This is a genomic window from Halovibrio sp. HP20-59 (assembly GCF_033052795.2).
Lineage (GTDB): Bacteria > Pseudomonadota > Gammaproteobacteria > Pseudomonadales > Halomonadaceae > Vreelandella.
In genome coordinates this window covers 390091-403462 of the sequence record NZ_JAWJUW020000002.1, presented here as the reverse complement: position 1 = coordinate 403462, position 13372 = coordinate 390091, and the positions used below count along the sequence as shown (strand labels likewise).

10 protein-coding genes are annotated in these 13372 nt (G+C 52.0%); 8 read left to right on the top strand and 2 right to left on the bottom strand.

Features of this window, described 5'->3' with window-relative positions; genetic code table 11:
- Positions 1–167 precede the first annotated feature (167 nt).
- From tig to RZA33_RS04010, 6 genes are all read left to right on the top strand, one after another.
- Positions 168–1520, top strand: a complete 1353-nt coding sequence (gene tig, locus RZA33_RS04035; RefSeq protein WP_317506560.1) for a trigger factor — start codon at positions 168–170, stop codon at positions 1518–1520.
- A gap of 68 nt (positions 1521–1588) precedes the next feature.
- The gene (gene clpP, locus RZA33_RS04030; protein ID WP_317506559.1) at positions 1589–2206 is read left to right on the top strand and encodes an ATP-dependent Clp endopeptidase proteolytic subunit ClpP; all 618 of its coding nucleotides are present in this window, start codon (positions 1589–1591) and stop codon (positions 2204–2206) included.
- A gap of 74 nt (positions 2207–2280) precedes the next feature.
- Positions 2281–3561, top strand: a complete 1281-nt coding sequence (gene clpX / locus RZA33_RS04025) for an ATP-dependent Clp protease ATP-binding subunit ClpX (RefSeq protein ID WP_317506558.1) — start codon at positions 2281–2283, stop codon at positions 3559–3561.
- 278 nt (positions 3562–3839) lie between these two features.
- Entirely contained in the window at positions 3840–6251 is a 2412-nt protein-coding gene (lon, locus tag RZA33_RS04020; RefSeq protein ID WP_317506557.1) for an endopeptidase La, read from the top strand.
- Between the two features lie 195 nt (positions 6252–6446).
- Positions 6447–6719, top strand: coding sequence for an HU family DNA-binding protein (locus RZA33_RS04015; protein ID WP_009724302.1), 273 nt, complete (start codon positions 6447–6449; stop codon positions 6717–6719).
- Between the two features lie 118 nt (positions 6720–6837).
- Positions 6838–8661 (top strand): SurA N-terminal domain-containing protein, encoded by a 1824-nt coding sequence (locus tag RZA33_RS04010; protein ID WP_317506556.1) that lies wholly within the window; start codon positions 6838–6840, stop codon positions 8659–8661.
- Positions 8662–8731: 70 nt separating this feature from the next.
- Here the strand turns inward: RZA33_RS04010 and RZA33_RS04005 are convergent, their stop codons facing one another.
- Both RZA33_RS04005 and RZA33_RS04000 read right to left on the bottom strand, forming a co-directional pair.
- The gene (locus RZA33_RS04005; RefSeq protein ID WP_317506555.1) at positions 8732–9505 is read right to left on the bottom strand and encodes a UDP-2,3-diacylglucosamine diphosphatase; all 774 of its coding nucleotides are present in this window, start codon (positions 9503–9505) and stop codon (positions 8732–8734) included.
- A gap of 13 nt (positions 9506–9518) precedes the next feature.
- Positions 9519–10019 (bottom strand): peptidylprolyl isomerase, encoded by a 501-nt coding sequence (locus RZA33_RS04000; protein WP_317506554.1) that lies wholly within the window; start codon positions 10017–10019, stop codon positions 9519–9521.
- Positions 10020–10174: 155 nt separating this feature from the next.
- On the opposite strand from RZA33_RS04000, the gene RZA33_RS03995 reads away from it, so the two are divergent.
- Positions 10175–11854 carry a glutamine--tRNA ligase/YqeY domain fusion protein gene (locus tag RZA33_RS03995; RefSeq protein ID WP_317506552.1) on the top strand — a complete coding sequence of 560 codons (1680 nt, stop codon included), beginning with the start codon at positions 10175–10177 and terminating at the stop codon, positions 11852–11854.
- Positions 11855–11861: 7 nt separating this feature from the next.
- A complete protein-coding gene (gene cysS / locus RZA33_RS03990; protein ID WP_317506551.1) occupies positions 11862–13268 on the top strand; it encodes a cysteine--tRNA ligase in 1407 nt (468 codons plus the stop codon).
- Positions 13269–13372: the final 104 nt, after the last annotated feature.

The following is a 13372-nucleotide window of genomic DNA, read 5'->3' as shown; positions in this document are numbered from 1 at the left end:
AAATACGCCCCAGAGTGGTTAATTGCTAACGGATTGCCTTGTTTTTGCATTAGCTGCCCCCATGTTGCGAGCATGGCGCTTGCCACCATGCGCTGGGGTTCTTAAAATTGCCCCCTTGAACTTATTACACGCCATCAATACAACGCCCAGCCGTTAGAGGACAATTCATGCAAGTTTCTGTTGAGACGACCTCCCCGATCGAACGCCGTATTACTATTCAAGTGCCGGCGGCCGAAATTGACGAGGCCGTTAATGCTCGCTTGAAAGACACCGCGAAGAATGTTCGCTTGAACGGTTTTCGCCAGGGCCATGTGCCGATGGCAGTGGTTCGTCAGCGCTACGGCCAAGATGCACGTAACGAAGTCGTCAGCGAAGTAATGCGTGAGCGCTATGTACGTGCGATTACGGATGAGGCTTTGAACCCTGCCGGATTCCCGCAAATCGAGCCATCGGTTAACGAAGCGGGTAAAGATTTAGAGTTCGTCGCGGTAATGGAAATCTACCCGCAGATCGAGCTGGCTTCCATTGAAGGTACGGATATCGAACGTCCGGTCGTTGCCGTTAGCGACGCAGATGTTGAAGAAATGATCGAGACGCTACGTAAGCAAAACGCGGATTGGGAAGAAGTTGACGCTGCTGCTGCCGATGGTGATCAAGTCACTATTGATTTCCAGGGCTACATTGATGATGAGCCGTTTGAAGGCGGCAGCGCTGAAGGTCACTCGCTGGTTATCGGTTCCAATAGCTTTATTCCGGGCTTTGAAGAACAGTTGATTGGTGCTAAAGCCGGTGATGAAAAAAATCTTCAAGTGACTTTCCCGGATGATTACCAGGCGGAGCATTTGGCCGGTAAGGAAGCGACCTTCAAAGTGACGGTACACAAGGTCAGTCGCCAGACGCTACCCGAGGTAGACACAGCGTTTATCGAGCGTTTTGGCGTTGAAGACGGCGATCAGGAAAAATTCCGCGCCGAAATCAAGAAAAACATGACCCGTGAAGCATCGCAAGCGATTGATAATCGCGTTAAGCAGCAAGTGCTTGATGCGCTTAAAGAAGTCAATGAGATCCCTGTGCCGAGTGCGCTTGTGCAACAAGAAACCGATGGCATGAAGCGCCAAGCAGCGCAGCAATTCGGTTTAGGTGAAGATTTTGACGTTAGCCAACTGCCTAACGAGCTGTTCGAAGAACAGGCTAAAGGTCGCGTCCAAGTTGGCCTGCTGCTTGCCGAAGTGATCAAGGCCAATGAGCTTGATGCTGACGACGATGCTATTAGAGCGAAGGTAGCTGAGCTGGCTGAGCAGTACCAGGACCCTGAGGAAGTGGTTAGCTACTATATGGGTAATGACGAGTTAAAAACCCAGGTAAAATCTGCCATTCTTGAAGAGAAAGCAGTCGCGAAATTGCTTGAGCAGACGAACATTAAAGACGTTGAAATGTCATATCAGCAAGCCCTTGCCGCTGCGCAACAGCAAGCAGAGCAAGATGAGGGTGCTGAAGAAGGCGAGCAAGCGAGCGCCTAACACCCTGGAACGTGGCGCACCTCTATGTCGGTGCGCCTTTCCCTTCCCGGACGCAAGGAATCACCTGAATGAGTGAATTTGATATTCAAAACGCCGGCGGTTTAGTGCCCATGGTGGTTGAGCAAAGCGCCAAAGGGGAAAGAGCCTACGACATTTACTCACGCCTTTTAAAAGAGCGTGTGATCTTTTTGGTGGGGCCGGTAGAAGACTACTCGGCAAATCTGATTGTCGCGCAACTGCTATTCCTAGAGTCGGAAAATCCGGACAAAGATATTCACCTGTATATCAATTCACCAGGTGGTTCGGTGACTGCAGGGATGTCGATTTACGACACCATGCAGTTTATTAAACCCGATGTGTCTACCGTGTGTATTGGTCAAGCGGCCAGCATGGGCGCGTTGCTCTTGACCGCAGGCGCGGAGAACAAGCGTTACTGCTTGCCCAATTCCCGTGTCATGATTCACCAGCCGCTAGGCGGTTATCAGGGTCAGGCGTCGGATATTGAAATTCATACCCGTGAAATTCTGGGTATCCGTGAGAAGCTGAATCAGATTCTTGCCCATCACACGGGCCAAGAAATTGAAGCTGTCTCGCGTGATACCGACCGGGATAATTTCATGAGCGCCAATCAAGCCAAAGAATATGGGTTAATTGATGCAGTGCTGGATAAGCGGCCTACATCCTGATAGCGTATTAGGATTCTGCTTTTCTAACGAGCTTTTCCGGCGGCGTAAGCCGCCGCAGTGATAGAGGTATACGAATGGCCGACGGCAAAGGCAAGGACGAAGGTGGCAAACTGCTTTACTGCTCGTTTTGTGGTAAAAACCAAAACGAAGTACGTAAACTAATTGCAGGCCCGTCCGTCTATATTTGCGATGAGTGTGTCGACTTATGCAATGACATCATTCGCGAGGAAGTTCTCGAAGCCGATGCCGAGAGCGATGAGGAGCGTTTACCTACGCCTCGCGAAATACGTTATACATTAGACGACTACGTCATTGGACAAGATCGCGCCAAAATGGTGCTTTCTGTAGCGGTATACAACCACTACAAACGTCTGAAAACTGATGTACGCGAGGGCGATGTTGAACTGGGTAAATCCAATATTCTGCTTATCGGTCCTACTGGTAGTGGTAAAACACTACTGGCGGAAACCATGGCGCGGCTGTTGAATGTACCTTTTACCATTGCTGACGCAACCACGCTGACGGAAGCCGGCTATGTCGGTGAAGATGTTGAAAACATCATCCAAAAGCTGTTGCAAAAGTGCGATTACGACGTCGAAAAAGCTGAGCGCGGGATTGTCTATATTGACGAAATCGATAAGATTTCACGCAAGTCTGATAATCCGTCCATCACTCGTGACGTGTCGGGTGAAGGCGTTCAGCAAGCATTGCTGAAGCTCATAGAAGGTACTACTGCTTCGGTGCCACCACAAGGCGGTCGCAAACACCCCCAGCAGGAATTCGTTCAGGTTAATACGGCTAATATCCTGTTTATCGTTGGCGGTGCCTTTTCAGGTCTCGATAAAGTCATTCGAGATCGCGCTGAAAAAGGTGGTATTGGCTTCAATGCGGCAGTGAAGAGCAAAGAGTCTTCGCGTGGCGTCGGCGAACTGCTAGCCGATGTTGAGCCTGACGACTTGGTTAAATTTGGCTTAATTCCCGAATTTGTGGGTCGTTTGCCGATCATTGCGACGTTGATGGAGCTCACCGAAGATGCGTTGGTGCAGATACTCACAGAACCCAAAAACTCACTGATCAAGCAGTACGTTAAACTGTTTGAAATGGAAGATGTGACGCTTGAGTTCAGAGAGGAAGCGCTACGTGCGGTGGCTGAAAAAGCCATGGAACGTAAAACAGGGGCCCGTGGCCTGCGCTCTATTCTAGAGTCAGTGCTGCTGGATACCATGTACGAGATTCCATCGCTTGAAGGCGTTACTAAGGTTGTTATTGATGCCTCAGTCATTGCTGGCGAGAGCGAGCCTATACTGATCTACTCTCAGCAGGAAGAAACTCGTGTCGACGGCACTGACGGCTAGTGGCTAATCGAGACGCGCGGCCCAGCTTCAACCGCTTGCGCTAAATCAGGGGGTCGCCTAGGCGACCCCTTGTTATTGCAGAGTGTTGCTGTAAAGCGCATTGTTGTAAAGCGTGTTGCAGGACGCTGATGTGAAGCCAGTGGCGACGCACAGCTCGTGAAGTGTTACTCCGTAGACTATCCAATGCCAACGTTTATATATTGAGCGTATTGACGTCTGCGCAGTACTTTTCCAAGTACTCCATCAAGTACTCATCCGATTGTCGAGGAACGTCTGCGATGCAGCAGAACGCCGAACAGACACAATGTCTACCCCTTTTGCCTTTGCGTGATGTGGTTGTCTATCCGCAAATGGTTATCCCTTTGTTTGTAGGTCGTGAAAAGTCTATCCAGGCGCTCGAAGCGGCGATGGAGACTGATAAGCGTGTGTTACTGGTTGCTCAGCGAGAAGCATCTCTGGATGAGCCAGATAACGCAGATCTATATTCCATGGGTACCGTGGCTGACATTATGCAGCTGCTTAAGCTGCCTGATGGTACGGTCAAAGTCCTTATTGAAGGTAATTTTCGCGCGGATGTCCTGAAAGTTGAGGAAAATACCGCTGGCTATACTCAGGCGCATCTAACGCCGCGAGAGAGTGAACCGCTGACCACCCGCGAGCAGGAAGCGCTGGTCCGCGTACTGCTCAATCAATTTGAGCAGTACGTCAAACTGTCCAAAAAAGTGCCTAACGAAGTACTTAATTCGCTGTCGGGCATTGAAGATCCTAGTCGCTTGGTCGATACCATTTGCGCCCATTTATCGCTCAAAATCGGCGATAAACAGGATCTGCTGGAGATGGATCGGGTGCGTGATCGTATTGAGCACCTGATGGCGCTGATTGAGTCTGAAATCGATCTGCTTCAAGTCGAAAAGCGCATCCGCTCCCGGGTTAAAGAGCAGATGGAGAAAACCCAGCGCGAGTACTACCTCAACGAGCAGATGAAAGCTATCCAGAAAGAAATGGGTGAGCTGGATAATGTGCCTAATGAGGCCGACAAGTACGAGCAGGCGATCAACGAATCGGGCATGCCGAAAGAGGCCGCTGAAAAAGCCACTCAAGAGCTTAATAAGCTTAAAATGATGGCGTCTAATTCAGCCGAAGCCACCGTGGTGCGCTCTTACCTGGATTGGCTGGTCGCGGTGCCGTGGAAAAAACGCACTCGCGTTAAGCACGATCTCGTCAAAGCGCAGCAGGTGCTCGATGAAGATCACTACGGTCTGGAAGAAGTCAAAGCGCGTATCCTGGAATATCTTGCCGTGCAGAAGCGTGTGCGCAAGATGAAAGGCCCTGTGCTGTGTCTCGTTGGGCCGCCTGGGGTGGGCAAAACCTCGCTTGGACAGTCCATCGCCCGTGCCACCAACCGTAAATATGTGCGTTTGGCGTTGGGCGGCGTTCGCGATGAGTCGGAAATTCGCGGTCATCGGCGGACCTATATCGGCTCGTTGCCGGGCAAATTGATGCAGCGTATGAGCCGCGCCGGGGTTAAAAACCCGCTGTTCTTGTTAGATGAGGTCGATAAGTTAGGCATGGACCATCGCGGTGATCCCGCCTCTGCGCTGCTCGAAGTGCTTGACCCTGAGCAGAACAACAGCTTCAGCGATCATTACCTAGAGCTTGATTACGACCTTTCAGAGACGCTGTTCATCTGTACTGCTAACTCAATGAATATTCCCAGCGCGCTGCTCGATCGTATGGAGATTATTCGTTTACCGGGTTACACCGAAGATGAAAAGCTGGCGATCGCTAAGCGCTACTTACTGCCTAAACAATTAGCTGCGAACGGCTTGAAAGGCGATGAGTTAACGCTGGAAGATAGCGCACTTTTAGAGCTTATTCGCTACTACACTCGAGAAGCTGGTGTGCGTGAGTTAGAGCGGCAAATTGCCAAGGTCTCGCGTAAGGTGTTGCGTGAGCAGGTTGAGAAAGAGCGCGATTCAAACGCCAGCCAAGATGGTCAGAGCTTGACCGCCGAACAAATTGAACACTACGCAGGTGTACGCCGCTATAGCTACGGCTTAGCCGAGCAGGATGACCAGATTGGCCGTGTGACGGGGCTGGCCTGGACGTCGGTGGGTGGCGAATTGCTCAACATTGAATCGGTGGTGACGCCGGGTAAAGGGCGCATCAACAAGACCGGCTCGTTGGGCGATGTGATGAAAGAGTCAGTGAGCGCTGCGCAAACGGTAGTTCGTGCCAGAGCAGAATCTTATGGCATTGATCCTGAGCGGTTTGAAAAAGAGGATCTACATATTCACGTGCCTGAGGGGGCAACGCCGAAAGATGGTCCCAGCGCGGGTATTGCTATGGTGACGGCGATTGTATCTGCCTATACCCAGCGTGCAGTACGTTGCGATGTCGCTATGACCGGTGAAGTCAATCTGCGTGGCGAGGTATTGCCGATTGGTGGATTGAAGGAGAAATTGCTGGCAGCCCGCCGCGGTGGTATAAAGATAGTGCTAATTCCTGAAGAAAACCGCCGTGATCTCAAGGAAGTACCTGATAATATCAAAGATGCATTAGATATTCGTCCGGTACGTTGGATAGATGATGTTTTAGCCGTCGCACTCGCCGATAACATTGCAGAAAGTGCGCCGCTAAATAGCACCGAAGCAGCGTTTAGCAACAGCGTCGTTGCCAGTACCCATTAAGCTATTAAAGTCCGTATTGGCCTTTAATTTTACTTAATACTATGCCCGCTGCTTTGTGTGGCGGGTTTCTTGCGGCATGGTTGCTTGACAGATGTTTCAAGGCATTGCTATAAAACGCAGCTATGCTTTGTCCGTCGTACCTATCGGTGACCATGCCGTTCAGAGCCATTTTATGAAACAGTCAAGGGGTGAAGAGTGAATAAGTCCGAGCTGATTGAAGCCATTGCCGCGTCTGCAGATATTCCCAAAGCTGCGGCAACTCGCGCATTGGATGCCATGGTAGAGTCTGTCACCGACAGTCTGAAAAAGGGTGAGAGCGTATCACTGGTGGGCTTTGGTACCTTCGCGATTAAAGAGCGCGCTGCTCGTACCGGTCGTAACCCACAAACGGGCCAACCGATTGAGATCAGTGCAGCAAAAGTACCCAGTTTCAAAGCAGGCAAGGCACTGAAAGACGCCGTTAACTAATTTGTCCGCATTTGCTGTAATCAATGGGCGCATCGCATTGGCGATGCGCCCATGTTATTTTCTGGCCCACTATTTTATTAGTGGCCGATTTGTTTGGCTGTGACTATCTGAGGCTAGCATGCTGCAAAGTATTCGAGATGGCTCCAGGAGCTGGGGTGCCAAAATTATTATCGGTGTCATGGTCGCGGCCATGGCGCTTTTCGGGATTGAGTCCCTGTTTGGTCTTTTAGGTGACGATCCTAACGAAGTGGCAAGTGTGAACGGCGAGCCAATTATGCGTCAGCAGGTAGAGCTTGAAGTTCAGCGCGCGCTACGTTCAGGGCAGGTGCCGCCAGAGCAAGAGCGAGCCTTGCGCAGCGATGTGCTTGACCAGCTCATTACCCAACAATTGCTTTCGCAATACGCCGAAGAGGGCGGCTTTGCTGTCTCTGAGGAGCAGCTAGACCAGTTAATTGTCAGCCTGCCTGAGTTTCAGGATCAGGATGGTCGATTCTCAGCGGAGGTGTTTCGCAACCGTTTGGCGGGCGCTGGCTATACGCCACTCTCCTTTCGCGAAGAGTTGCGCGTCGATATCCAGCGTCAACATTTACAGCAAGGCCTAGCCGCCAGCGATTTTAGCCTTCCAAGTGAGCAAGCGCGTTTAGCCGAATTGCAGCGTCAGCAGCGTAGTTTCCGTTACGTCATACTAGATGGCGACGATCTTGATACTGACATTAATGTCAGCGAAGACGACCTGCAGGCCTACTACGAGGCGAATCATGCGCGTTTTGAGCGTCCTGAGCAGGTGCGCCTTGAGTATGTTGTGATCGATCGCCAAGCCATGGCGGAAGGGCGCAATGTCGATGAAGCAGCATTGCGGGACGCATGGCGCGAGCAAAATCGTAATGCTGATCGGCGCGTTTCTCACATCATGATCACCTTTGGTGATGAACGCTCACGTGAAGAGGCTGAGGCCTTAGCAGAAACTGCCCGTGAAGCCTTGAATGACGGTGACACTTTTGAAGAGACGGCTGCACGCTACTCCGATGATACCGCCAGCGCTGAAGAGGGCGGTGACCTTGGCGTAATCAGCCGCGGCTTTTTTGGCGACACCTTTGATGAAGCTGCCTTTGGCCTGGAAGAGGGTGATATTTCCCAACCGGTTGAAATGGATAATGCATTTCATATTATTCAGGTAACGGATATACAGGGTCCCTCTTTTGAGCAGCAGCGCGATGAGTTGGCGCGTGAAGTGGCGCTTCGCGAGGTTGACGACGAGTTTAATCAGCAGGTTCAGCAGCTCATTGATGAAAGCTTCGCTGCTGATGACTTGCAAAGCGTTGCCGACGAGATTGGCTTGACCCTCAACGAAAGTGATTGGCTTGCTCGCAATGACGAAGTCGAAGGCGTTTTATCAGAGCCCGGCGTGATGTCAGCAGCGTTCAGTGACGATGTGCTTGAAGAGGGTTACAACAGCGAAGTGATCGAGCTGGACCGAGATCGCCGACTAGTGCTGCGCATCGCTGAACAGCGCGACGCGACCCTATTACCGCTTGATGAAGTGCGCGAAGAAGTTGAAATGTCTGTGGCCGCTGAGCAGCAGCAACAGGCGCTTCAGCAAGAAGCACAAGCACTTATTGCTCAGCTTCAAGATAACAATGACGACGTTGATATCGATTGGCTCGAAGCCAATGCTGTCAGTCGGCAGTCAGATACCACTGTGCCTCAACTGATTGTTCAAGAAGCCTTCCGGATGACACGCCCTGAAGAGGGTGAAAGTACCTACCGCGTTGTTGAGCTGCCCCAGGGTGTTGCGTTGGTGGCTTTAGATAGCGTTACCGACGGCGAGGTCAATGAGCAGATGGAGACATTTGTCTCGCAAATGGCCGAGCAGTTACGTGCTCAATCGGTCATGCAGGGATTGATTGATGACCTGCGCAGCGATGCAGAGATACAGCGATAGAAACACCTAAGTAGAACCAAAAAAGCCGATCGTAAGATCGGCTTTTTTTATACCCGTCAGCTAATAGCGGTCAAACGTCAGGTAATTCTGTTAAAGAAAATTGACGCAGCCTTGGCGCCGTGTGGTCGGAGCGCTCAATGACGATATCCCAGCCGTGCTGGGCATCCCAATCGCCTAGGACGTAACGCTTGGCGGGTACTTCTTCAATCGTCAGGTCGTGCACCTTGGGGCGGTGGGTGTGGCCGTGGATCATGGTAGCAACGCCGTATCGTGCCATCACCTTGAGGACTTCCTGCTGGGTGACATCCATGATCGCTTCCGCTTTATTGGCATTGGCTTCACCCGACTGTGTGCGCAGGCTTTGTGCCAACGCCACACGCTGTTCCAGCGGTAAGGCAAGCATTTGGGCCTGCCACTCAGGGCTGCGAGACTGCTGGCGAAAGGCCATATAGGCTTCGTCCTGGGTGCACAATGTATCACCATGAAGGATAACCACGGGAACGCCCTGGATTTCTACTTCCTCGATATCCGCTAGCAGCATTGCTTGGCAGGCGGCCACGAAGCGTTCACCGAGCAGAAAGTCGCGGTTACCGTGCATCAGGTAAACGGCAGTACCATCGCTACTAAGCGCGCGTAAACGCTTAATGACCTCTTGGGCGATGCCACTAAGCGGGTGTGTGTTGACATCAAGTAGGTCGTCGCCAATCCAGGCATCGAAGAGATCGCCCAAAATGTACAGAGCATCGGCCCCAGCGGCGGTGTTCTCCAAGTAGCGGTAAAACCCCTGATTAAGCTCAGGGGTATCGCCACTTAGATGCAGGTCGGCAACAAGCAGTGTGCGCATAAAATTCCCAGGATTATTCCGTGTCCTTGACGTAAGCGCGCTCGATGACAACGTCTTCAGCGGGTACATCAGCGTGCATGCCACGGCGGGTGGTGGCTACGTTTTTAATTTCGTTGACGACATCCATGCCGTCAACGACTTCGCCAAACACCGCATAGCCCCAGCCTTGGAGACTTTTGCCGCTGTGGTTAAGAAAGCTGTTATCGCCGACATTGATAAAGAATTGCGCCGTGGCAGAATGGGGATCTTGGGTGCGTGCCATCGCTAGGGTGCCGACGGTGTTTTTCAAGCCATTGTCGGCTTCATTGTCGATGGGGTCGCGGGTTGGCTTTTGGTTAAAATCTTTATCGAAACCGCCGCCTTGTACCATGAAGCCGTCAATGACACGGTGAAACAAGGTGCCGTCATAAAATCCGTCGCGAACATACTGCTCAAAATTCGCCGCGCTAATCGGCGCTTTTTCGTGGTTAAGGGCGATGGTGATATCACCGTGGTTCGTCTGTAATACGATCATTGATAAATTCCTGTTCAATAAAGGCGTTCGCCTTGGCGCTGTGCATCGGCGTCACGTTATAATAGCTGTTTTGCCCTGCACCGCGAAGACCCATAGGCGTATCCTAGGTTCTTACGGCTCAGTACGCCATCCACCACGAGGTTATCAACACCGCCATGACCAACGAGACCACCCCAGCGCCGAACTTCATTCGTAACCAAGTACGCGACGAACTCGAGGGCGGCCAGGTCACTAAAATCGTGACGCGCTTCCCCCCCGAGCCAAACGGCTTTTTGCATATCGGCCATGCCAAGTCGATCTGTCTAAACTTCGGGTTAGCGGAGCAACTGGGTGGCGAGTGTCATCTGCGTTTTGACGACACCAACCCGGCCAAAGAAGAGCAAGCCTACATCGATGCGATCAAGGAAGATGTCAGCTGGTTAGGCTTTGAATGGGCCGGACCGGTGCGCTTTGCCTCCGACTACTTTGACCAGCTCTACGCTTGGGCGCAGCATTTGATGCGTGAAGGCAAAGCCTACGTCGATGACCTTTCACCGGATGAAATTCGTGAGTATCGCGGCACCTTGACAGCGCCGGGTACGGCTAGCCCCTACCGTGAGCGCAGCGTGGAAGAAAATCTCGATTTGCTCGAGCGTATGCGTGAGGGTGAGTTTGGCGAGAGCGAGAAAGTGGTACGCGCCAAAATTGATATGGCAGCACCCAATATTAATCTCCGCGATCCGATTATTTATCGTATTCGCCACGCCAGCCACCACCAGACGGGCGATAAGTGGAAAATTTACCCCTCTTACGACTTTACCCATGGGCAGTCGGATGCCATCGAGGGTGTTACCCACTCAATTTGCACGCTCGAATTTGAAGACCATCGCCCGCTGTACGAGTGGTTTTTAAATAATCTGCCGGTGCCTACAAAACCACGCCAGATTGAGTTCGCACGCCTCAACCTTGATTACACTCTGACGTCTAAGCGCAAGCTGAAGCTGCTGGTCGATGAAAATATTGTCGATGGCTGGGATGATCCACGTATGCCCACGATCTCCGGCATGCGCCGTCGTGGCTATACGCCAGCGTCTATTCGTAAATTCTGCGAGATGATTGGCGTTACCCGCGCCGACGGTGGCTTGGTGGATATCGCCATGCTGACCCACGCAATTCGTTCAGACCTTGAAGATAGCGCACCGCGGGCCATGTGTGTGTTGAAACCGCTAAAAGTCGTGCTGACGAACGTACCCGAAGATCACCAAGAAGTGTATGACGTGCCAGGTCACCCCGCCCGCGATGATATGACCATGCGCAAAGTGCCCTTCACGCGCGAGCTGTATATCGATCAAGATGACTTTATGGAAGATGCGCCCAAAAAATTCTTCCGCCTCGCGCCGGGTAAAGAAGTACGCCTGCGCAATAGCTACGTGATCCGCTGTGACGAGGTGATCAAGGATGCTGCTGGTGAGATCAGCGAACTTCACTGCTCGGTAGATTTCGATACCCTGGGTAAAAATCCCGAAGGGCGTAAGGTCAAAGGCGTCATTCATTGGGTCAGCGCGGACCATGGCCTGCCGGTGGAAGTACGTCTTTACGATAATTTGTTCACCGTTGAGCAGCCTGACCGCGATAAAGATGTCGATTTTCTAGAGCATCTGAACCCCGAGTCATTGGTCGTTCGCCAGGCAATCGGTGAGCCAAGTCTTGCCGACGCCACGCCCGAATCGCGTTTCCAGTTTGAACGTATTGGCTATTTCTGCGCTGACCGTCACGATTCCACGCCGCAGCATTTGGTGTTTAATCGAACGGTAGGATTGAAAGATAGCTGGGCTAAAATCAAGCAGAAGGGCTAACAAAAACATGGATGACCATATACAAATTTACAATACGCTGACGCGTCGCAAAGAACCTTTCACCCCGCTCGAAACGGGAAAAGTGAGCATGTATGTCTGCGGCATGACGGTGTATGACTATTGCCACCTGGGCCATGCCCGCGTGATGGTCGCTTTTGACGTCATCACCCGCTATCTGCGTGAACGCGGCTACGACGTTAACTATGTGCGCAACATTACCGATATTGACGACAAAATTCTCAAGCGCGCTGACGAAAATGGCGAAAGCATCACAACGCTGACCGAGCGAATGATTGCTGCCATGCACGAGGACGAGGCGCGCTTGTTTGTGTTGCCGCCGAACCATGAACCCCGCGCCACGGGGCATGTCGACGATATCGTGGCAATGATTGAAACACTGATCGAAAAAGGCTTTGCTTACGCCGCCGATAACGGTGATGTGTATTATCGGGTGCGCAAATTTGCCGATTACGGCAAACTTAATAACCGCCAACTAGACGATATGCGTGCAGGCAGCCGGGTTGATGTGGATGTTCATAAAGAAGATCCGCTCGACTTTGTGCTTTGGAAGGCCGCCAAACCGGGGGAGGCGCACTGGCCTTCGCCCTGGGGTAACGGCCGGCCAGGTTGGCACATTGAGTGCTCGGCGATGTCGACCTGCTGCTTGGGTGATACCTTCGATATTCACGGCGGCGGGCCGGATTTAACCTTTCCGCACCATGAAAATGAGATTGCGCAAAGTGAAGCCGCTACCGGTAAAACCTACGTCAATACCTGGATGCACGCGGGTGCCGTACGCGTAGATCAGGAGAAAATGTCCAAATCGCTAGGCAACTTCTTCACCATTCGCGATGTGTTGGACGAGCATGACCCAGAAGTGGTGCGTTTTCTGTTAGTGGCGAGCCACTATCGTAGCCCGATTAACTACTCGTTGGACTCGCTGACAGAGGCGCGGAAATCGTTAACACGTTTATACACCGCGCTGGAAGGGGTCGATCTTGGCGCTATCGCCAGCAGCGATGTTTCCGCTTATCGTGAGCGTTTTACTCAGGTGATGGACGATGATTTCAACACGCCTGAAGCGTTGGCGGTGCTGTTTGACCTGGCTCGCGACGTTAATCGTGCAAAACAAGACAACCCCCAACTGGCGCCAACGCTTGCCGCTGAATTAAAACAACTGGGATCTGTTTTGGGGCTACTCCAGCAAGCGCCAAAAACATTCCTAAAAGGCACGCAGCAGCAGGGGATGCCGCTCAGTGAGGCCGAAATAGAAGCAAAAATTGCCCAGCGCGCAGAAGCTAAAGCGAATAAAGACTTCGCTCAAGCGGATGCAATTCGCGATGAGCTCGCAGCGCTAGGGATTATTCTAAAAGACTCACGGGATGGAACGTCTTGGGTGCTAGAGGCCCCTTAATAGTCGGCTAGCATTACGAATGGATCGTTAGGCGCTGGCATAACGTTGATGGCTCTTACGCAAGGTGCTCTTATACTGAAAGTGAGGGCGCCTTCGCCGACAAA